At 70.5% G+C, this 21189-nt stretch carries 19 protein-coding genes, 1 tRNA gene and 1 pseudogene; 14 read left to right on the top strand and 7 right to left on the bottom strand.

All coding sequences use genetic code 11. The annotated features are described in order from the left end of the window. Window positions 1-2162: pseudogene (locus AB0D27_RS40430) on the bottom strand (hypothetical protein); the annotation flags it as partial. 7 nt (window positions 2163-2169) lie between these two features. Then, complete coding sequence (locus AB0D27_RS40435) at window positions 2170-3201, bottom strand: SMI1/KNR4 family protein (RefSeq protein WP_362519257.1); 1032 nt, start codon at window positions 3199-3201, stop codon at window positions 2170-2172. A 229-nt stretch (window positions 3202-3430) separates the two neighbouring features. Here AB0D27_RS40435 and AB0D27_RS40440 point away from each other — a divergent pair, with 229 nt between their 5' ends. Both AB0D27_RS40440 and AB0D27_RS40445 read left to right on the top strand, forming a co-directional pair. Beyond that, entirely contained in the window at window positions 3431-3934 is a 504-nt protein-coding gene (locus tag AB0D27_RS40440) for a YwqJ-related putative deaminase (RefSeq protein WP_362519259.1), read from the top strand. Between the two features lie 78 nt (window positions 3935-4012). Then, a complete protein-coding gene (locus AB0D27_RS40445) occupies window positions 4013-4507 on the top strand; it encodes an SUKH-3 domain-containing protein (RefSeq protein WP_362519298.1) in 495 nt (164 codons plus the stop codon). Between the two features lie 139 nt (window positions 4508-4646). On the opposite strand, the gene AB0D27_RS40450 is transcribed toward AB0D27_RS40445, so the two are convergent. After that, on the bottom strand, window positions 4647-5969 hold the full coding sequence (locus tag AB0D27_RS40450) for a histidine kinase (protein WP_362519262.1): 1323 nt from the start codon (window positions 5967-5969) through the stop codon (window positions 4647-4649). Between the two features lie 167 nt (window positions 5970-6136). On the opposite strand from AB0D27_RS40450, the gene AB0D27_RS40455 reads away from it, so the two are divergent. The 8 genes from AB0D27_RS40455 (at window position 6137) to AB0D27_RS40490 (ending at window position 12762) form a co-directional block, all read left to right on the top strand. Beyond that, the gene (locus AB0D27_RS40455) at window positions 6137-6994 is read left to right on the top strand and encodes a hypothetical protein (RefSeq protein ID WP_362519264.1); all 858 of its coding nucleotides are present in this window, start codon (window positions 6137-6139) and stop codon (window positions 6992-6994) included. A 27-nt stretch (window positions 6995-7021) separates the two neighbouring features. Then, window positions 7022-7094: transfer RNA gene (locus AB0D27_RS40460), tRNA-Gln, on the top strand. A gap of 117 nt (window positions 7095-7211) precedes the next feature. Continuing rightward, the gene (gene glmU, locus AB0D27_RS40465; RefSeq protein WP_362519266.1) at window positions 7212-8660 is read left to right on the top strand and encodes a bifunctional UDP-N-acetylglucosamine diphosphorylase/glucosamine-1-phosphate N-acetyltransferase GlmU; all 1449 of its coding nucleotides are present in this window, start codon (window positions 7212-7214) and stop codon (window positions 8658-8660) included. 123 nt (window positions 8661-8783) lie between these two features. Next, window positions 8784-9761, top strand: coding sequence for a ribose-phosphate diphosphokinase (locus tag AB0D27_RS40470; RefSeq protein ID WP_362519268.1), 978 nt, complete (start codon window positions 8784-8786; stop codon window positions 9759-9761). A 183-nt stretch (window positions 9762-9944) separates the two neighbouring features. Further along, entirely contained in the window at window positions 9945-10538 is a 594-nt protein-coding gene (locus AB0D27_RS40475; RefSeq protein WP_362519270.1) for a 50S ribosomal protein L25/general stress protein Ctc, read from the top strand. 106 nt (window positions 10539-10644) lie between these two features. Next, window positions 10645-11241, top strand: coding sequence for an aminoacyl-tRNA hydrolase (gene pth / locus AB0D27_RS40480; RefSeq protein ID WP_362519273.1), 597 nt, complete (start codon window positions 10645-10647; stop codon window positions 11239-11241). Window positions 11242-11326: 85 nt separating this feature from the next. Further along, window positions 11327-11824, top strand: coding sequence for a hypothetical protein (locus tag AB0D27_RS40485; protein WP_362519276.1), 498 nt, complete (start codon window positions 11327-11329; stop codon window positions 11822-11824). Between the two features lie 269 nt (window positions 11825-12093). Further along, window positions 12094-12762 (top strand): LPXTG cell wall anchor domain-containing protein, encoded by a 669-nt coding sequence (locus AB0D27_RS40490; RefSeq protein WP_362519278.1) that lies wholly within the window; start codon window positions 12094-12096, stop codon window positions 12760-12762. A 54-nt stretch (window positions 12763-12816) separates the two neighbouring features. Here AB0D27_RS40490 and ppc read toward each other — a convergent pair whose 3' ends face one another. After that, a complete protein-coding gene (gene ppc, locus AB0D27_RS40495; RefSeq protein WP_362519280.1) occupies window positions 12817-15561 on the bottom strand; it encodes a phosphoenolpyruvate carboxylase in 2745 nt (914 codons plus the stop codon). A 366-nt stretch (window positions 15562-15927) separates the two neighbouring features. On the opposite strand from ppc, the gene AB0D27_RS40500 reads away from it, so the two are divergent. Together AB0D27_RS40500 and AB0D27_RS40505 are read left to right on the top strand one after the other, a co-directional pair. After that, a complete protein-coding gene (locus AB0D27_RS40500; RefSeq protein ID WP_362519283.1) occupies window positions 15928-16938 on the top strand; it encodes a fatty acid desaturase in 1011 nt (336 codons plus the stop codon). Further along, a complete protein-coding gene (locus AB0D27_RS40505) occupies window positions 16935-17612 on the top strand; it encodes a TetR/AcrR family transcriptional regulator (RefSeq protein ID WP_362519286.1) in 678 nt (225 codons plus the stop codon). The genes AB0D27_RS40500 and AB0D27_RS40505 overlap by 4 nt, the downstream gene beginning before the upstream one ends. 237 nt (window positions 17613-17849) lie before the next feature. Here the strand turns inward: AB0D27_RS40505 and AB0D27_RS40510 are convergent, their stop codons facing one another. Continuing rightward, window positions 17850-18224, bottom strand: coding sequence for a VOC family protein (locus AB0D27_RS40510; protein WP_362519289.1), 375 nt, complete (start codon window positions 18222-18224; stop codon window positions 17850-17852). Next, on the bottom strand, window positions 18224-19042 hold the full coding sequence (locus AB0D27_RS40515; RefSeq protein ID WP_362519292.1) for a trans-aconitate 2-methyltransferase: 819 nt from the start codon (window positions 19040-19042) through the stop codon (window positions 18224-18226). The genes AB0D27_RS40510 and AB0D27_RS40515 overlap by 1 nt, the downstream gene beginning before the upstream one ends. A 136-nt stretch (window positions 19043-19178) precedes the next feature. Here AB0D27_RS40515 and tamR point away from each other — a divergent pair, with 136 nt between their 5' ends. Next, complete coding sequence (gene tamR, locus AB0D27_RS40520) at window positions 19179-19676, top strand: MarR family transcriptional regulator TamR (protein WP_362519295.1); 498 nt, start codon at window positions 19179-19181, stop codon at window positions 19674-19676. Here the strand turns inward: tamR and AB0D27_RS40525 are convergent. Further along, window positions 19635-20402: a response regulator transcription factor gene (locus tag AB0D27_RS40525; RefSeq protein WP_261703947.1), complete on the bottom strand. Its 768-nt coding sequence runs from the start codon at window positions 20400-20402 to the stop codon at window positions 19635-19637. The two genes, tamR and AB0D27_RS40525, sit on opposite strands and share 42 nt — an antisense overlap. Before the next feature lie 256 nt (window positions 20403-20658). Between AB0D27_RS40525 and AB0D27_RS40530 the strand changes: the two genes are divergently transcribed. Next, window positions 20659-21114 (top strand): GNAT family N-acetyltransferase, encoded by a 456-nt coding sequence (locus AB0D27_RS40530; RefSeq protein WP_362519301.1) that lies wholly within the window; start codon window positions 20659-20661, stop codon window positions 21112-21114. Window positions 21115-21189 lie beyond the last annotated feature (75 nt).

The following is a 21189-nucleotide window of genomic DNA, read 5'->3' on the forward strand; positions in this document are numbered from 1 at the left end:
CGGCGCGCGGCCGCCTGGGCGGCGTGCCGCCCGGGGCCAAGGCGCAGCGGGGGCGGGCGCCCCCCGCGCACGGGCGGCCGGCGTAGCGGCTGGGGAGCGCCCGGAAACATGCCGGGGGCTTGCGGGGGCGGCGGCACGCCGGGTCCCCCGACCGCCGGACCGGCCAGCATCGTCGCGGCATGGTGCACACCGCCCGGGGGCGTACCACCGGGAGGCTGCGGCGCACCAGGAGCCCCGGGCGCGCCCGGTACCCCCGGGGCGCCCGGCGGCTGCGGCGCGCCGGGACCGCCGACCGCCGGACCCGCCAGCATCGTCGCGGCGGAGTGCGCATCGCCCGGAGGCGTAGCACCGGGAGGCTGGGGCGCGCTCGGTGCGCCGGGCGCGGCGGGCGCACCCGCGAGCCCCTCGGGACCGTCCGGTCCCAACTGCGCCACGAGCTGCGTCGGTACGTACCCACCCGCGGGCGTTCCCGGAGCACCGGGCCCGGACGGCGGAGGCGTACTCCCCGGCCGCGCACCCGGCACGCCAGGGGCGCTCGGCGGATGCGGCGCGTTCCCCACACCACCGCGCGCCCCCCGGGGCGGCCCCTGCGCCTTGCTGGTCGCGGCGTCCGCGATGTCACCGGCGTTGGGGGGCAGAGGACGTGAGGGGGCAGCGGGCGGAGGCATACCGGGGGCGCCCGGAGCCTGCGGCGCGCCGGGCGATGGAGTACTCGGCACACCACCGGGACCCTGCGGGAACTCGTACGACGGCGCCCCCGGCGGAGGCGTGCCCTGCGGACCAACGGGGAACGGCACGCCAGGCGGAGGCGTCCCGGGAACAGCCGGGCCCTGCGGCGCCCCCGGAGGAGGCGCGCCCTGCGGGCCGCCGGGACCCTGCGGATAGCCGTACGAGGACGCACCCGGCGGAGGCGTGCCCTGCGGACCACCGGCGAACGGCACGCCAGGCGGAGGCGTCCCGGGAACAGCCGGGCCCTGCGGCGCCCCCGGAGGAGGCGTGCCCTGCGGTCCGCCGGGACCCTGCGGATAGCCGTACGAGGACGCACCCGGCGGAGGTGTGCCCTGAGGCGCGCCGGGGCCCTGGGCCGGCGCAGGCGTACTGGGCGCGCCCGGGCCCTGCGGAACGTCCGTGGACGGCGCGAACGGAGCTTGCGGCGGCCGGCCGGCGACGTAGGGCATACCCATGTCCTGCGAAGGACCGGAGGTCCGCGGCGAGTTGGGGTTGTCGACCGCGGGCGCCATTGCCGTGCGCGGAAGTTGGCTGCCCCCGGACATCAGGGCGGTCTTGGCGTCCGGCATCACGCCGGGCGGCGGGGTGTCGGCATCGTCGACATCGGTCAGCGGGGGCGCGAACACGGTCGCCGGCAGCGGTACGGAACGGTCGTCCCCGGCATCGGCGTTCGTGTCGGTCCCCGCCCACGGGGTCGCCGCGGCGGGCGCACCCGGCGTCACCGCGTCCTGCGGACCCGAAGCGGAATCATCGGCAGCCGCGGGCCACGGCGTACCCGCACCCGGCGCCGAAGGCACACCACCCGGCACACCCGGCACAGACGAACCGCCGTGGGCTCCCGGCGCGGAGGACGCAGCGTGCGCTCCCTGCAGCCCAGGCACACCTGGCGCAGAACTGCCGCTTCCGAAAGCCCCGTTGACGGACCCGCCCCCCGAGGACGCGTCCGCACCCGAAACACCGGCAGAAGCCGCAGCCGCCCCGGCACCAGCACCGGCAGAAGCCGCAGCGGCACGAGACCCCGCCCCGTCGGACGGACCCGCCCCCGCCCGCCGATCCGGAATCCCCAGCTTGTCCGCCGCCTCCTGGAGCCACTCCGGAGGGCTCAGCAAGAACGACGTCTGGTTCAGGTCGACCCGGGCGGGAGGCGCGGGCGCCGGTTCCGCGGACGCGTCCGGTACCCCGTACTCCTCCTCGTACCGGCGAATCACCTCGCCCACGGGCAGCGCGGGCCACAGCGTGGCTTCCCCGCTGTCCCGCGCGATGACGAGCCGCTGCGCACCCCCGTCGGAGCGCGGACCCTCCGCACGGTCCTCGGCCCACACCACGAACCCGAGTTCGAACTCCCGCACCCGCACCTCACGATGCTGGTACGAGGCCACATCCCCGTTGATCCACTCTTCCGCGCGCTCCTGCGCCTGCGCGAAGGTCACCATCGGAAGTTCACTCCCCCACCGAAGACACTGAAGACATCGAAGGGCCTGCAGGCCCTGCAGGCTCTGCAGGCACGGCCACGGCGCGGGCGAAGCCGCCGTCCACCATCAGGTTCGCCACCGTCTCCAACTCCGGCGGATTGCCCGCGAGCCGGGACAGGAACTGGTCGAAGTCGCCGCCGCAGGGCAGCAGCAGCCGCCGCACCCGCTCGGCCGGCACCCACGCGTCCTGGTCGCGGGCGTCGTCGTACGCGCAGAACCAGACCGAACCGATCCCGTCGCCCTTCACCTTCACCGCCAGCAGACCGCCCTGGACGAAGCCGACGCCCAGGTAATCCTTGGTCAGATGGTCGCGCAGGCACTTGTTGACGTAGACGAGGTCATTGACGGCGGCCTCGTCGCGCACCGTGAAGAACGGCTGGTCGACGAGGAGTCCGAGCTCGGCGTCCAATGCGGCACCCACCGGCGCACAGCCACCCGCGGCCTTCAGGAAGGACCGATAGGCGCCCGGCAGCCGATAGCCGAGATCCTCCTCCACCCCCAGCACCTGCTGCTCGGTCACCGCGACCGACGACTTCGGCAGCCCGAGATGCGCGGGCCGCGTCTCCTGCAACGGCCGCGTGCCCCGCTTGTCGTGGTCGACGGCCGAGGTCGCGATACCGCCGTGGTGCCGCAGCAGGGCCTTGACCTCGACGGGAACCAGCTCGAGGCGCCGAGTCCCCGGCACGTGGTGCCAGGTCCAGCCGTGCGGGGTGGCCACCGAAGGAATCGTGTCCCACAGGTCATGACCGGTGGCCGCGAGCGCGGCGTTCGCGGAGACGTAGTCCGTGAGCCGCAACTCGTCGACACCGAAGCCCTCCGGAGGCTCGGCGATCTCCGCGGCGGCACGCGCGTACGCCGAGAAGTCGGGATAGCCGTACTCGTCGATCCGCACACCTCTGGGGTGGCGGGCCGCCCGGACCGGGTCCGGGAAATGCACGACCTGCCCGGCGTAGGCCGCGTTCGGCGGCGCGGCTTGCTGCCCGAGCCGACCTGTCGTCATGGCGGTTGCCCCCTGCGGCGTTCTCAGTAGCGGTATGGATCGCGGATGTCGACAGCCTATGCGGTGCGCCGACACCGGTCACCGGGCCTCCGGTTCCGTGACCTGCCGTCACCCCGCCGTGACCGTACGACAAAGCCCGGGCGTGTCGTGCCGCCCCAGCTTCCGCACCTGCCACGGCATTTGGCAGTCTGTCTCCGCACCGGGGGATGCACGGGAGGGAAATACGATCATGAACGCGACGCATACGGGCATGTCCGGGGACCCTCGGGTCGGCTGGAGCAGCGCCGAGGCGCCCCCCGCCCCCACCCTTCTGCACCGCCGCGACGGCATACTTCCCACCGTCGCCGCCGCCCTCTCCGTGCGCGGCGCCACCCTCACCGGCACGGCCGCGCGCGGCGACCAGCCCCCCGCCCTGCACCCCCTCGTACAGGACTTCCTCGACACCCTCACCAGCGCACAGCGCGACCGCTTCACCGGCCGCTGCGCCGAGGCCATCCTCATCTCCCGGCACATCGCCACCGTCGACGCCGCCCGCAGCAAACGCGCCGCGCGCAAGCCGATGACCAACGGCGAGGCCCGCAAGGCACTCAAGCAGGCCAAGCTCACCGCCCGCCGCATCCGCGAGGACGGCGACCCGCTGCACGGCAGCTTCGCCGCGCCCTGCCGTTCCTGCACGGCGCTCAGCGACCACTTCGGCGTACGCGTCGTCGACCCGGCCACCCCGGACGCCTGAACCCCGCCGCCCCCACATCCGCTCGTACGACGGCGTCCCGCCACGCCGATGTCCCAACCCTCGACGAACGAAGGGCAGATGCACGCCGACCGCTCCTCCACCACTCGCTTCTCCGTCACCGTGGATGCCGCGCTGCGCTCCGCGGGGTGGCAGCCCGGGCGCTGGGACATAAAGCAGGCCGAGTACTGGGCCGACGCGCTGCGAGGACACACGTCGCCGGCCGGGCATCGGCACTCCGTGTTTCCCGCGGCGGTGGAGGCGTGGGCGGAGTTCGGCGGGCTGCGCGTCAGCGCGTCGGCGCCCGGGCGGCAGCTCGCCCCCGCCGCGCTGCATCTCGACCCCTTGCACGGGCTGCACATGGCGCGCACCCTCGGCGACCTCGGGCGGGCCCTGGACACCGAGGTGTGCCCCCTCGGTGAGGAGTCCGACTCGCGCGCGCTGCTCGCCGTCGACGCGGAGGGGCGCGTGTACGCCCTCGATCACACCGGCGACTGGTATCTCGGGCCCGACATCGACTCGGCCCTCACCGCGCTGCTGTCGGGGGTCGAGCCGGTCCGGCTGACGGCGGGGTAGGCCATCGCCCGGCGCCGGGTACGCGCCGAGGTTTTTCGCCCCCTCCGCCCCTACCCGTCCCGTATCTGGGGGCTCCGCCCTCAGACCCCCGTAATCGCGCTTCGCGCTCGTCCTCAAACGCCGGACGGGCTAAAAGATCTCAAGCGCCGGACGGGCTGAAGACCGGGATCACCGCGGAAACCCGGAAACCCCCCGCCTCCGTGGGCCCGGAGACGAAGACGCCGCCCAGCGCCGCGACCCGTTCCTTCATGCCCAGCAGGCCGTTGCCGCCGCTGGGCAGATGGACGTCCGACGCCGAACCCGGCTCGGGCGGGCACTCGTTCTCGACCTGCATGGCGATCTCGGAGAGCCGGTGAGCCAGCCGGACGTGGGTCTTCGCGCCGGCCGCGTGTTTGTGGACGTTGGTGAGGGCCTCCTGGACGACCCGGTACGCGGTCTGCTCGATGTCCGGCGGGTAGCCGCGCGCGTCGCCCTCCACCGACAGCTCGACCACCATGCCCGCCGCGGCCGACTGCCCGATGAGCTCGTCCAGTTCGGCGAGGGAGGGCCCGTCCACGGCATCGTCGACCGCCCGGGACGCCGCCGCGGCCGCCGCCACGCCCACCGCGGCCAACGGCACCGGCTGCACCCGTACGTCCAGGCCGTCCCCCGTACGCAGCACCCCGAGCATCTCCCGCAACTCGGTCAGCGCCTGCCGGCCCATGTCTCCGACCAGCGCCGCGTTCCGCACGGCCTTCTCGGGATCCTTCCGCGCCACCGCCTGCAGCGCGGCGGCGTGCACGACCATCAAGGACACCCGGTGCGCGACCACGTCGTGCATCTCACGGGCGATCCGCGTCCGCTCCTCGTTCCGCGCCCACTCCGCCCGCTCCTCCGCCCGCTCCGCGAGCAACTGCAACTCCCGCTCCAGCGAGTCGGCCCGCTCCCGCAGGCTCTCCATCAGCCGCCGCCGCGCGCCCACGTACAGCCCGAGCAGAACGGGCGGGGCGGTCATCCCGATGGCGGTCGTGATGGAGATGAAGGGGACGAACCAGTCCCCCATGGTCACGTCCCCGCGCACCACGCCCTGATGCGCCCGTACGAATGTCACGATGAGCATCCCGGCGAAGGACATCCCCGCCAGCGCCCCGATGATCCGCCGCGGCAGCTCGGACGCGGCGAGCGTGTACAGCCCGACGAGCCCCATCAGGAACCCCATCTGGGCCGGCGTGATGGCGATCGACACCAGCACGACGGCGATGGGCCATCTCCGCCGGCCCAGCAGCACCGAACCGGCGATCAGCCCGAAGCCGACGCCCACCGGAACGGGCAGTCCCGCGTCATGCGCGAACGGGATCCCCTCAATCCCGCACTCGGTCGCCGAGGCCAGCGCGAGACCCGCGTCGAGCGCCGCGCCGCGCCATCTGACCCACCACCACGGCCCGGTCCCGGCCGCGGTGTGCTCTTCCCCCGTCGTGGTCATGCCTCCAGCCTACGGTCGCCCCCCACCCCTTTTCCGGTGAGTTTCGGCTCCTGGCGTAGACCACACCCCTCAATCGAACAGAAGCGAAACCCGCCGATATCCCTCGAACTGCTGAATCGATCACCGTTCGACACCGGAAGCCCACATTCCGCCCGGACGGTATCCCTATGGCACACGCACATGGCAAGTACGCGGATTTCGAGGGGCTGCGGGAGCGGGCGGTCGCTTTGCGACGGGCGGGACTCAGCCTTCGGCAGATCCGGGAGGAGCTCCAGGTCCACAACAAGGAGATCCTCCAGCGCCTCGTCGAGGGCGAGCCGCCCCCGGAGTGGACGAAGCGCCCGAACGCGAAGGACGACCTGCGCCACAGAGCTCGCGAGCTACGTCGGCAAGGGCGGACGTACAACGAGATCCAGGCAGAACTGGGGTGCTCAAAGAGTTCGGTATCACTCTGGGTACGGGACCTGCCCCATCCCGAACCCCGGTGTACCCCCGAAGAACGGCGAGCGCGCATGAACGCGGGGCTGGCGCGGCTACGCGCTTCCCAGGATCGCGAGCGTGAGGAAATCAAGCGAGCGTCAGCCGCAGCGGTCGGGGAACTCTCCGATCGCGAGCTGTTCCTCGTGGGCGTTGGCCTGTACTGGGCCGAGGGCGCCAAGGACAAGCCCTACAGCCGCCGAGAGCAAATCCTCTTCGTCAACAGCGACCCAGGGATGATCTCCGTGTTCCTCACCTGGCTCGACCTCCTGCAAGTCGAGCGGGGCCGTCTCCGCTTCCGCGTGATGATCCACGAGTCCGCCGACGTGGCCGCCGCCGAGCGCTACTGGGCGAATCACGTCGGGGTCGACAGTCACGCCTTCAACAGGACCACGCTCAAGAAGCACAATCCGAAGACGGTCCGCAAGAACACCGGCGACACCTACAGAGGCTGCCTCATGATCTACGTCCTACAGGGCGCCGAGTTGTACCGTCGCGTGGAAGGCGCTTGGTACGGCATAGTGTTGGGTGCCAACTCGGCAACCTGACCAAATGTCCGGTTTAGCCGAGTTTAGTCCCCCATGGTGTAATCAGGCAGCACTGCGGTTTTTGGTACCGTATGTTCAGGTTCGAATCCTGATGGGGGAGCTGCTCACGTCCGGGCCCTGACAGCCATGTCAGGGCCCGCTCCCATGTCCCCCCTGAAACGCCCCGGTATCCTGCGGATGTCCACACCCCAGCCATCCGAAGCCGAAGGGCATACCCGTGAGCGCCAATCGCCCGGCAGCCGTCGTCGTTCTCGCAGCGGGTGAGGGCACCCGTATGAAGTCGGCCACACCCAAGGTTCTGCACGAACTGTGTGGCCGTTCCCTGGTGGGCCATGTGCTCGCGGCCGCGCGCGAGTTGGAGCCCGAGAATCTGGTCGTGGTCGTGGGGCACGCCCGCGAGAAGGTCGTCGCGCACCTCGCCGAGATCGACCCCGGCGTCCGCACGGCCGTGCAGGCCGAGCAGAACGGCACGGGGCACGCCGTACGCATGGGGCTCGAGGAGCTCGGCGGCGGCGTGGACGGCACCGTCGTCGTGGTCTGCGGCGACACCCCGCTGCTCAGCGGGGAGACCCTGCGGGAGCTCGCCGCCGCCCACACCGGGGACGGCAACGCCGTCACCGTGCTCACCGCCGAGGTCCCCGACGCCACCGGCTACGGCCGCATCGTGCGGGACGGCGTCAGCGGCGCGGTCACCGCGATCGTCGAGCACAAGGACGCCGACGCGTCCCAGCGCGCCATCCGGGAGATCAACTCCGGGGTGTTCGCCTTCGACGGGCAGTTGCTGGCGGACGCGCTCGGCAAGGTGCGTACGGACAACAGTCAGGGCGAGGAGTACCTCACGGACGTCCTCGGGATCCTGCGCGAGGCCGGGCACCGGGTGGGGGCGGCCGTCGCCGGCGATCACCGGGAGATCGCCGGCATCAACAACCGCGTCCAGCTCGCCGAGGCCCGCCGCATCCTCAACGACCGGCTGCTGGAGCGGGCCATGCTCGCCGGCGTGACGGTCGTCGACCCGGCCACCACCTGGATCGACGTGACCGTGACCTTCGAGCAGGACGCGATCGTGCACCCGGGGACACAGTTGCAGGGCAGCACTCACCTGAGCGAGGGGGCCGAGGTCGGGCCCAACTGCCGCCTCAAGGACACGAAGGTCGGCTCTGGCGCGCGTGTCGACAACACCGTCGCCAACGGCGCCGAGGTCGGCCCCCAGGCGAGCGTGGGCCCGTACGCCTATCTCCGCCCGGGCACCCGCCTCGGCCTGAAGGCGAAGGTCGGTACGTACGTCGAGACGAAGAACGCCTCGATCGGCGAGGGCACGAAGGTCCCGCATCTCTCGTACGTGGGTGACGCGACGATCGGCGAGTACTCCAACATCGGTGCCTCAAGCGTCTTCGTGAACTATGACGGACAGGAAAAACACCACACCACGGTCGGCTCCCACTGCCGTACCGGTTCGGACAACATGTTTGTGGCTCCTGTCACGGTCGGGGACGGCGCGTACACCGCGGCAGGCTCGGTCATCACCAAGGACGTGCCGCCCGGTTCGCTGGCCGTGGCCCGTGGCCAGCAACGGAATATCGAGGGTTGGGTGGCACGCAAGCGTCCCGGGAGCGCGGCCGCGAAGGCGGCGGAGGCGGCTTCCCGGGAGCCGGAAGGCGAAAGCTGACCGGAAACCGGTGCGTCCGGGACGGCGTACCGTGATAGGTGCACATCCGCACAAGTGCACACCCGCACCCCAGCTGAGACCACTCTCAACACCCAGCTGAGACACCTCTGAGGAGACAGTGCTGTGACCGGGATCAAGACGACCGGCGAGAAGAAGATGATGTTCTTCTCCGGCCGCGCCCACCCCGAGCTTGCCCAGGAGGTCGCCCACAAGCTGGGTGTCGGGGTAGTCCCGACGAAGGCCTTCGACTTCGCGAACGGCGAGATCTACATCCGTTACCAGGAGTCCGCCCGCGGCGCCGACTGCTTCCTGATGCAGAGCCACACGGCTCCCATCAACAAGTGGATCATGGAGCAGCTGATCATGATCGACGCGCTGAAGCGTGCGTCGGCTCGCTCCATCACGGTCATCGTGCCGTTCTACGGTTACGCCCGTCAGGACAAGAAGCACCGTGGACGTGAACCGATTTCGGCGCGTCTGATCGCCGACCTGATGAAGACGGCCGGTGCGGACCGCATCCTCACGGTCGACCTGCACACGGACCAGATCCAGGGCTTCTTCGACGGCCCGGTCGACCACCTCTTCGCACTGCCGGTCCTCGCCGACTACGTGGGCGCGAAGGTCGACCGTTCCAAGCTCACGGTCGTCTCCCCGGACGCCGGCCGCGTGCGCGTCGCCGACCGCTGGTGCGACCGCCTGGGCGCGCCGCTGGCGATCGTGCACAAGCGCCGTGACAAGGACGTCGCCAACCAGGTCACCGTCCATGAGGTGGTGGGTGACGTGGAGGGCCGCGTCTGCGTCCTTGTCGACGACATGATCGACACCGGTGGCACGATCTGCGCCGCCGCCGACGCCCTGTTCGCGCACGGCGCCGAGGACGTCATCGTGACGGCCACGCACGGTGTGCTTTCGGGTCCGGCCGCCGACCGTCTGAAGAACTCCAAGGTCAGCGAGTTCATCTTCACGGACACCCTGCCGACTCCGGGCGAGCTGGAACTCGACAAGATCACGGTGCTCTCCATCGCGCCGACGATCGCCAGCGCGGTCCGCGAGGTCTTCGAGGACGGCTCGGTGACGAGCCTGTTCGAGGAGCAGGAGTAAGCACTCTCCGGGCTCCCGGAAGATCGATTTCTTGTACGGCCTCCCCGCCGCGTACGCTGTCACAGTTGCTCGGCGAGGGAGGCCGTACCTGTGGGTGCGGCGGTCCGTTATCGACGCGCTCTTCGTAGCAGGCCGATGTTTGGCCGGGTGACCACCTTCCCCAGAGATCTACGAGGAGTGAATATGTCCGAGGTCAAGCTCGCCGCCGAGACCCGTACCGAGTTCGGCAAGGGCGCCGCCCGCCGCATCCGCCGTGAGAGCAAGGTTCCCGCCGTTGTCTACGGCCACGGCACCGACCCGGTCCACATCACGCTTCCGGGCCACGAGCTGCTGCTCGCCCTGCGTACCCCGAACGTCCTGCTCTCCCTCGAGATCGAGGGCAAGACCGAGCTGGCGATCCCGAAGGCCGTGCAGCGTGACGCGATCAAGGGTTTCCTGGAGCACGTCGACCTGCTCCTGGTGAAGCGTGGCGAGAAGGTCAACGTCGAGATCTTCGTCCAGACCGAGGGCGAGCTCGCCCCGGGCGGCAACCTGCTCGAGCACGTGCTGAACACGCTGCCGGTCGAGGCCGAGGCCACCCACATCCCGGAGTCGGTCACCGTCTCCATCGAGGGCCTGGAGGCCGGCGCCTCCATCCACGCCAAGGACATCCCGCTGCCCAGCGGCACCACGCTGGCGATCGACGAGGACGCGATCGTCCTCCAGGTCCTGGCCGCTCAGGCCGAGGAGGCCCCGGAGGGTGCCGAGGGCGAGGCCGAGGCCGGCGCCGAGGCCTGATTCCCGCCGGAATCCCTTTCGTCAGCCGCCGCTCCGCGAGGGAGTGGCGGCTGACGCGTATAAAGCCACGTACACCACGTACACCTCGCACGAAGGAGACACGGACGTGACGACCGACGCGGGCGTCCCCTGGCTGATCGTCGGCCTCGGCAACCCCGGCCCCGAGTACGCCATGAACCGGCACAACGTGGGTTTCATGGTGGCCGACCTGCTGGCGGAGCGGATCGGCGGCAAGTTCAAGCGGGCCGGGAAGGCGCAGGCACAGGTGATCGAGGGGCGCATCGGTCCGCCCGGTCCGGCGAACCGCCGGGTGATCCTGGCGAAGCCGATGTCGTACATGAATCTGTCCGGTGGCCCGGTGAACGCGCTGCGGGAGTTCTACAAGGTGCCGGTGGCGAACATCGTCGCTGTCCACGACGAGCTGGACATCGACTACGGCGTTCTGCGTCTCAAGCTCGGCGGCGGCGACAACGGTCACAACGGGCTGAAGTCGATGACGAAGGCGATGGGCGCGGACTATCACCGGGTGCGGTTCGGTATCGGGCGCCCTCCGGGTCGTATGCCGGTCGCCGATTTCGTCCTGAAGGACTTCTCGTCGGCGGAGCGCAAGGAGCTCGGCTACTTCGTGGACCGCGCGGCGGACGCCGTGGAGAGCCTGGTCATCGAGGGGCTGGAGCGGGCGCAGAGCACGTACAACTCCTAGGCGGCGGTTGATGTACGCGGACAACTGCCGACTTGTCCGCCAGCGGAGTTGACCGAGCGCACTGTCATGGCCAATGATCCCCGCCATGCCTGCCGTCACCGCAAGCCGAGGCTCCCGTCCGAGCGCCCACGCGGCCCTGCGGTTCGGACGCCTCGCGGCGATGGGTGCGGTCGCGGCGCTGATTCTGATCGCGGGCGTCTGGGCCTCCTGGGGGACCGCTCAGCACGTGATGCTGAGCAAGGGCCGGGAGCAGGGGACGATGGCGGTGACGGCGTGCTCGGGCGAGAGCTGTACGGGGCCGTACACGCCGACGTCGGAGGGGTCGAAGGCGCGGGCCCGCGTGACCATCGAGCAGTCCGTGGCGGTGAAGAAGGGCCAGATCTACACGGTCACCGTGAAGCCAGGCAGTAGTGATGTCGTCCGCTCAGGTCCCGCCGGGCTGCTCTACGCCTGGATTCCCCTCGCCGGCGCCCTGCTGCTCGCCTCGGTGGTGGTCGCGGGCGGCCTGCGGCTCACGCGCGTGTCGTGGCTGATGGCGGGGTCGGGGATCGCCCTGCTGACGGTCACGTTCCTGGCGCTGTGACCAGGCCGAAGAGCGGCGCGCACACACGACGAGGAGCGCCGCGCGCCGCGCGCCGCCGAGGAACACCTCGCGCACGCCGCAGAGCACCGCCCCGTCTCAACATCCATGGAAAACCTGTGCGTTCCCTGATCGTTATCCGCGACCATTGGGGCGATACGTAACGCATGGCGCACCCGGGGCGTTCTGCCGCTTGACCGGTCGTCACCGGAACTGGAAGCTGAGCCGCCCCCTCCACATCTTCCGTTCCCCTCCCCGAAGATGGACTGCCCATGCGTACCCTCACCCGTACCGGCGCCCTCGTCGCCGTCTCCTCAGCGGCCCTGCTGATCACTCCCTCCGCCCATGCCACCGCCCCCGGTGACAACGGCACCGTGAAGATCCACGACGCCACCACCGGCGCCGAACTCCGCAAGAACGAGCCGCATGTCTGCACGTTCTACCTCGACGCCTTCGGCTTCGACAGCGCCCAGCGGGTCGACTGGCACATCGAGGCCTGGGCCCCGACCGCCGCGACCAAGGGCGAGACCGTGAAGTCCGGCGACATCACGCTCGACGCCAAGGGCCACGGCCGCACGAACGACCTGTCGCTGCCCGACGGGCACTACAAGCTGTTCTGGAACTTCGACGGCGAGAAGGGTGCCGCGAAGCACAAGGTGTTCTGGACCGACTGCGCCGGCGAGGAGCAGGGCGGCAGTACGCCGTCCGCTTCCGCCACGCCGTCCGGCACGACCGGGGCGAGCGCGTCCCCGACCTCGACCGCCTCCTCCGCTGAGGCCGCTCCGTCCGCGGCCGCGTCCTCGTCCCCGTCCGCCCAGGGCGCCGGCGACCTCGCGGAGACGGGGAGCGGCGCCCCGGTCGGCGCCCTCTCGGCCGCCGCGGCGGCGCTGGTCGCGGCGGGCGGCTACCTGGTGTTCCGCCGCAGGGCCAACCGAGGCTGACACACGAAACGGCGGTGCCCCCGCTCTCGGGGGCACCGCCGTTTTCGTAGCGGATCAGCCGGTGTTGCGCAGTCCGGCGGCCACACCGTTCACCGTCAGCAGCAGCGCCCGCGACAGCAGCGGGTCCGGCTCTGAACCGGCCGCCGCCTCGTCGCGCTGGCGCTTGAGCAGGGCCACCTGGAGGTAGGAGATCGGGTCCAGGTAGGCGTCGCGGATCGAGAAGGTCTGCTGGAGTACGGGGTTGGTGTCCAGGAGCTTCTCGCCGCCGGTGATGCGGAGCACCTCGCGGACGGTCAGCTCGTGCTCGGCACGGATGGTGGCGAAGACGTGCTTGAGGTCGTCGGGCACGAGGGTGTCGACGTAGTGGGCGGCGATCCGCAGGTCCGTCTTGGCCAGCGTCATCTCGACGTTGGAGAGGAAGTTGCGGAAGAAGTGCCACTGCTCGTGCATCTCGTCGAGCACCGTGTCACCTTCTTGCCGCATGCCTGCTTCCCGCAGGGCCTTCAGCCCGGAGCCGACACCGAACCAGCCCGGCACGATCTGCCGCGACTGGGTCCAGCCGAACACCCACGGGATCGCGCGCAGCCCGTCGAGACCGGCCCCGCTGTCGGGACGGCGGGAGGGCCGCGAGCCCAGGTGCAGATCGGCGAGCTGGTCGACGGGCGTGGCGGCGAAGAAGTACGCGGGGAGGTCCGGGTCCTCGACGAGCCTGCGGTAGGCGGCGTGTGCGGCATCCGACACGACGTCCATCGCCGCGTCCCAGCGGGCCAGCGCCTCGTCGGACTGGCGCGGGGCGGTGTGCAGGGCGGACGCCTGGAGGGTGGCGGCGACGGTGAGTTCGAGGTTCTCTCTGGCCAGCGAAGGCACCAGGTACTTGTCGGAGATGACCTCGCCCTGTTCGGTCACCTTGATCTCGCCCTCGAGCGTGCCCCACGGCTGGGCGAGGATCGCGTCGTGCGAGGGGCCGCCGCCGCGGCCGACGGTGCCGCCGCGGCCGTGGAAGAGCCTGAGCCGTACGCCGTAGCGGTGCGCCACGTCACGCAGCCGCCGCTGGGCGCGGTGGATCTCCCACTGGGAGGTGGTGATGCCGCCGAACTTGGAGGAGTCGGAGTAGCCGAGCATGACCTCCTGGACGTCCCCGCGCAGCGCCACGAGGCGGCGGTAGGAGGGGTCGGAGAGCATGTCCTCCAGGATCGTGTCGGCGGCCTTGAGCTCGTCCGTCGTCTCCAGCAGCGGCACGATGCCGATCTTCGCCCAGCCGGCGTGCAGGTCGAGCAGGCCCGCCTCACGGGCGAGGACGGCGGCGGCGAACACGTCGTCGGCGCCCTGGCACATGGAGATGATGTACGACTCGATGACCTCGGGTCCGAAGATCTCCAGGGCCTTCTTGACCGTCTCGAACACGCCGAGGGTGTTCTGTCCGGCGGCGTCCAGCGGCGCGGGAGTCGGGCCGAGCGGCCGCCGGGACCTGAGTTCCTTGGCGAGGAGCTTGGCGCGGTAGTCGCGGGGCATGTCGACGTAGCGCCAGGATTCCTCGCCGAGGCGGTCGAAGAGCTGGCCGAGCGCGTGGTGGTGGGCGTCCGCGTGTTCCCGTACGTCCATGGTGGCGAGCTGGAGGCCGAAGGCGGCGAGCGTACGGATCGTACGGTCCATGCGGCCGTCGGCGAACAGTCCGCCGCGGTGTTCGCGCAGCGAGGTCTGGATCAGCTTGAGGTCCCTGAGCAGCTCGCCGGTGCCCAGGTAGTCGCGGCCGTCCTCGTGCGGGGTGCCCTTGGCCAGGCGCTGCTTGGTGTTCTCCAGCTTCTGCCGGATGCAGGTGGCCTTGAGGCGGTAGGGCTCCTCGGCGTTGAGGCGCTTGTAGCGGGGGCTGATCTCGGGGAGGCGCTCCAGGTCGGCGCGGAGGGATTCGAGGAGTTCCTCGGTGGCGCCCGCGTAGCGGATGGAGTTCGACAGGAAGCCGCGCAGTTCGTCGATGAGCTCCAGGGCGTCGTTGATGCCGTGCTCGTGCTGGAGGATCAGGACGTCCCAGGTGACGGCCGGGGTGACGTTCGGGTTGCCGTCGCGGTCGCCGCCGATCCAGGTGCCGAAGGTGAGGGGGCGGGTCTCGTCCGGCAGGACCACACCGACGCGCTCCAGCTCGGCGGTCAGGTCCTCCAGTACGTCGCCGACGGCGCCGGCGTGCAGCTCGTCGAGGTAGTAGATGGCGTTGCGGGCCTCGTCGGCGGGCTCGGGGCGTACGACGCGCAGTTCGTCCGTCTGCCACACCAGGTCGATGTTCTCGGCCAGCCGGGTGTCGTAGCGGCGGCGGTCGGACTCGATGACCGGGGTCTCCAGGAGCGCGGCGATGCGGCGCAGCTTGTTCAGCACGGACCGGCGCGCGGCCTCCGTGGGGTGCGCCGTGAACACCGGGCGCACGTTCAGGTTCTTGACCGTCGCGCGCAGGTGCTCGGGGTCGGCGTCCTTGAGCCGGTCGGCCGTACGGGCGAGCAGGCCGCCCTCGGCGGCGCGCCTGGCACGCAGCTCGCGGCCACGGTGCACCTGCTCGGTGACGTTGGCCAGGTGGAAGTAGGTCGAGAAGGCACGGACCAGCTTGGCCGCGGTCTCCAGCTCGGTGCCGCGCAGTAGCTCGGCGGCGGCCTCGCCGTCCTCGCGGGTCAGGCGGCGGACCTTCTCGACCAGGTCCAGCAGCTCGGGGCCCTCCTGCCGGACGAGGGTCTCACCGAGGAGGTCACCCAGGCGGCGGATGTCGGCGCGCAGCGCGCTGCTGGTCGTCGTGGTCTGGTCGTCGGCACTGCTCACAGGTGCGGCTCCTTGCAGTGGTGAAGCTCGTCTGAAGAGTGGAGAATCTCGTCTGAAGCTCGTCTGGGAGGGAACCCGGGTGGCGACCGCGCGGCGGGTGCCGCTTAGGGACGTGGCATCCGGGAAGAATTCAGAACGGACCGCGCTGTCCGACCGACTCCAAGGATAGGTGTCCATGCGGACGCGCAAACTCACGGGCTCTTGCCGCCGGGCTACGCGCTGCCATACTTACGACGCCGTAGGTTACGGAAGCGTAGGGACTCCCTTCAGATCCCGGGAGGATCCTCGGGTCCGCACCCCGGACATCTGGCTCAACCCTCTCCCCGGACATCTGTCTCCACCCTCGAAACCCCACAGGGGACGCCCATGACCACGAGCTCCGATGTGATCGACGACGCCCCGCAGGCGAACAACGACACCCCGCTCCCCGCCGCCACGCTGGGCGGCGAGAAGAAGGGTTCGCTCGAGCAACTCGCCCTTCTTCTCTTCATCACCGTCCCGTTCCTCGCACTCTTGGCGGCGGTGCCGCTGGCCTGGGGCTGGGGAGTGAGCTGGCTCGACCTCGGCCTGCTGGTCTTCTTCTACTACCTGGGCTGCCACGGCGTCACGATCGGCTTCCACCGCTACTTCACCCACGGTGCCTTCAAGGCGAAACGCCCGCTGCGGATCGCGCTGGCGATCGCCGGTTCGATGGCGGTCGAGGGGCCTCTGGTCCGCTGGGTCGCCGACCACCGCAAGCACCACAAGTTCTCCGACGCGGAGGGCGACCCTCATTCGCCGTGGCGCTTCGGCGAAACGCTTCCGGCGCTGATGAAGGGCCTGTGGTGGGCGCACATCGCCTGGATGTTCGACGAAGAGCGGACACCGCAGGACAAGTACGCCCCGGATCTGATCAAGGACCCGACGATCCGCGCGATCTCCCGCCAGTTCATCTACTGGACGATGCTCTCGCTGGCTCTCCCGCCGCTGATCGGCGGTCTGGCGACGATGTCGTGGTGGGGCGCGTTCACGGGCTTTTTCTGGGGCTCACTCGTTCGGGTGGCCCTGCTGCACCATGTGACCTGGTCGATCAACTCGATCTGCCACGCGGTCGGCAAGCGCCCCTTCAAGTCGCGTGACCGTTCGGGCAACGTGTGGTGGCTGGCCGTGCTCTCCTGCGGCGAGTCCTGGCACAACCTCCATCACGCCGACCCGACCTCCGCCCGGCACGGTGTGATGCGCGGCCAGCTGGACTCCTCGGCCCGGATCATCCGCTGGTGCGAGCAGCTCGGCTGGGCGTACGACGTGCGCTGGCCGTCACGCTCGCGTATCGATTCCCGTCGCAACACGGACGAGTCGGACTCCCGTCGCAAAGCGGAAACCGCCGACGCGGCATGATTGACGGTGTGGCGACCGACTCCAGCAGCACCTCGAGCAATGAGAAGCCGCGGCGCGCACGCCGCACCCGCATGACCGGCGCCGAGCGCCGTCAGCAGCTGCTGGAGATCGGCCGCACCCTGTTCGCGGCCAAGGGCTTCGAGGGCACGTCGGTGGAGGAGATCGCGGCGAAGGCGGGCGTCTCCAAGCCGGTGGTGTACGAACACTTCGGCGGCAAGGAGGGCCTGTACGCGGTGGTGGTGGACCGCGAGATGCGCCGTCTGCTGGACATGGTGACCAGCTCCCTGACGGCCGGCCACCCCCGCGAACTGTGCGAACAGGCCGCCTTCGCCCTCCTGGACTACATCGAGGAGTACACGGACGGCTTCCGCATCCTCGTCCGCGACTCCCCGATCCCCCAGTCGACGGGCTCCTTCGCCTCGCTGATCTCGGACATCGCGACGCAGGTGGAGGACATCCTGGGCCGCGAGTTCAAGAACCGCGGCTTCGACTCGAAGCTGGCGCCTCTGTACGCCCAGGCGCTGGTCGGCATGGTCGCCCTGACCGGCCAGTGGTGGCTGGACGTGCGCAAGCCCCGCAAGGCGGAGGTCGCCGCCCACCTGGTCAACCTCGCCTGGCACGGCTTGGACGGCCTGGAGCCGAAGCCGCGCCTGATAGGCCACCGCAAGAGCTGAACCGAGGCTTGTTCCGCAGGGTTGAACCTGAGCAACCATTCCATGTGGGCACAGGCGATTTCGGTGAGCGCGGCCCGCTCCCAGCTCGGCCATCCGTCCGCCGCCTGACACATGAGCGGGAGACGATCGCCCTCGCCGACTCTGGGCAGGTCGACGCCCTCCTCGTAGTCACCGCAAGTCGGGCGGATTCTGGGCCTGCGTCCGTGACCTACCGAAGGCGTCGAAGCGCTCGCGGAATCACCGCTCCGCCCTGACGTTCGGCTCCAGGAACTCCAGCCGGTTGCCGACGGGGTCCTCGGAGTAGAAGCGCCGGTGTCCGGGCAGGTTGTCGTCCCAGGTCACCGGGGCCCCCAGGGCTTGGAGCCGGGCGGCGTACGCCTCGATACCGGTGACCCGCAGCCCCGGGTGCGCCTTCTTGGCCGCCCGGAAGTCCGGCTCGATCCCCAGGTGCAGCTGCACGGCCCCCGCCTGAAACCAGCAGCCCCCGCGGGCCGCGAGGACGGTCGGCTTCGGCATCTCCGCCATCCCAAGGACATCGACGTAGTACGCCCGCAGCCGGTCCTCGGAGCCCGGCGGCGCGGCGAGCTGCACATGATCGACGGCGGCGAGCATCAGTCGGCCTTCCGGGCGACGACGAAGAGCCGGCGGAACGGCAGGACCGTGCCGTACGGCTCCGTCGGATAGGCGTCACGCAGCAGATCCCGATATGCGCCGACGAAGGCGTCCCGCGCCTCCGTGTCGTCCGCCAGCGCGGTGAGGGCGGGCCGCAGGCCGGTGCCCTTGGCCCAGTCGAGGACGGGGTCCTCACCTGGGAGAACCTGCATGTACGTCGTCTCCCAGACGTCCACCTCGCAGCCCAGGCGGGCGAGCCGGTCCAGGTAGACCAGCGGGTCGTGCACCGAGTCCTCGTGGCGCAGGATGTGCGCGAGGCGGTCCTGCCAGCGGGCGGTGGCGGCGAGCTCGCGCATCAGGGCGTGCAGGGGCGCGTCGATGTTGTTCGGGATCTGGAAGGCGAAGGTGCCGCCGGGAGCGAGCGCGTCCAGCCAGCCGGGGAAGGCATCCAGGTGGCCCGGCACCCACTGGAGCGCGGCGTTCGAGACGATCAGGTCGTACGTCCGTGCCGGCGCCCAGTCCGTGAGGTCGGCGTGGGCGAAGTCGAGGCGGCCACCGCCGGACGTGGGACCGGCGTACTCCTTGGTCCTGGCGAGCATCTCCGCGGAGTTGTCGTAGCCGGTGATGTGGGCGGCGGGCCAGTGCTCGGCGAGCTGGGTGGTGACATTGCCGGGGCCGCAGCCGAGGTCGGCGATGCGGGCGGGGTCGCGGGGCAGCGCCGGGACGCGGGCGAGGAGGTCGGCGAAGGGGCGGGCGCGGTGCTCCGCGTGGCGCAGGTACTGGCTCGGGTCCCAGGTGGGAGAGGTGGCGGCGGCCATGGGTGGATCTCCTCGAAGTCGTAAGTCGTAAGTCGTCCAAGGCGGGCGGCTTCCACGCTGCCACCCAAAGTATCTCGACGTCAAGAGACTCCACATCAAGAGACTTCACATCGACACAACCACTACACTGATCGTCATGGAGGACGAGGTCGATCGGCTGGTCGCAGCATGGCGCCGGGAGCGCCCGGACCTCGACGTGGAACCGCTTGAGGTGCTCAGCCGGGTGAGCAGACTGGCCCGGCACCTGGACCGTGCGCGCCGTCTGGCGTTCTCCGAGCACAGCCTGGAGCCCTGGGAGTTCGACGTCCTGACGGCGCTCAGGCGCGCCGGATCCCCTTATCAGCTCTCCCCCGGCCAGCTGCTCACGCAGACTCTCGTCACCTCCGGCACGATGACGAACCGCATCGACCGGCTGACGAAGAAGGGCCTGGTGGAGCGCCTGCCCGACCCGAGCGACCGCAGGGGCGTGCTCGTACGCCTGACGGAAGAGGGCCGCGACCGCGCCGACCAGGCGCTGGCCGGACTCCTCGACCAGGAGCGCGCGATCCTGGCGGAGCTCAGCAGGGCCCAGCGCGGTGAACTGGCGGGCCTGCTACGCCAGTTGACCGCCCCGTTCGACAACATCCCCGGTTAGGTCGACGGGCCCGACCCCGGCGCGGCGGGCGAGCGCCACGGCGGCCAGAGTCGAGTGCACGCCCAGCTTTCCGAGGACGTTCTGCATATGCGTGCGGACGGTGTGCGGCGAGAGGAAGAGCCGCTCCGCGACGGCCTTGCGCCCCAGCCCGGCGACCATGCACCGCAGCACCTCCCGCTCCCTCGGCGTGAGCGACTCGACGAGCCGCTCGCTCTCGGTGCGATGCTTGCGCGCGGCGGTCAGCTCGCGCAGTACCCCCGTGAGCAGGGCGGGCGGAAGATGCGTCTCGTCCCGCAGCACCCCGCGGATGACGGTGAGCAGCCGCGACAGCGAGCAGTCCTTGGCGACCCACCCCGAGGCGCCGGCCTGCAGGGCGAGCGCGGCCCGTCGCGGATCATCCTTCTCAGCCAGCACGACGATTCGTACGCTGGGCTGCCCGGAGCGCACACCGGCGACCAGCGAGATGCCGTCCACCAGCCCGTCCTCGTTGCTCTCCTGGACGGGCACCGCCGGGCGCATGCCGGGCAGATTGCCGCCCAGGTCCGCGTCGACGAGCAGCACATCGAACCGGCGGCCCTCCGCCGCCGCGCGCTCAAGGCAGCGCAGCGCGGCGGGACCGCTGCCCGCTGCGGACACGTCGACGTCGGGCTCGGCCGCGAGGGCGGCAGCGAGCGACTCGGCGAAGATACGGTGGTCGTCGACGACCAGTACTCGGATGCGAACCACTGAAACCCCCACTGTCGGGGGACGGCCGGTGCGGGTACGGCGCCCGAAGTGATCCCGAGCCCGCTTACGGCCCGGAAAGCGGGGTGCCGCAGCCACACGGCCGCCGCCGTGCTGGAACTGCTACCCCCACTTCGGGCGTCGTACCCGACTGTCTCGCCCCCTGAACAGCACCGGCCCCCACCGGTGCTGTTCATCAGGGTAAGGCCGGGGACGGGGAGGGGAAGGTAATTTGCAGAACTGGTTGGCCAGCGCGTTTATGGTGAGCCGTATGTTTCGTATCGAGACAGGAGTCGACAAAGATCGGCGTGATCTGCTCCGCAGGCGACTGCGGGACACCAACACGGCGGCGTCTGGGATCCTCCGCGCCCTGCGCGGAACCCCGTCCGAACGCGAACGCCCCCTCCACGTCTGGGCCTTGACCCCCACCGGCGCCCTCGCCGCCGGTCTGGTCGGCCACACCTGGACCACCTGGCTCCACGTGACCTACCTGTGGGTGGACGACATCCACCGCGGCGTGGGTCTGGGCTCCCACCTCCTGGCGGAGGCCGAGCACATGGCCGTCACCGAGCGCGGCTGCCTCAACTCCCGCCTGGAGACCTGGGACTTCCAGGCCCCCGGCTTCTACCGGAAGCATGGCTACGAGGTGGTGTGCGTGATCCGCGACTATCCGCCGGGAATCACGGAGTACACGTTGACGAAGCGCCTGGGCTGAGCGGGAATCTTTAGCCCGTCCGGCGTTTGAGGACGAGCGCGAAGCGCGACAGGGGGGTCTGGGGGGCGGAGCCCC

Source organism: Streptomyces sp. NPDC048415 (genome assembly GCF_040651675.1).
Lineage (GTDB): Bacteria > Actinomycetota > Actinomycetes > Streptomycetales > Streptomycetaceae > Streptomyces.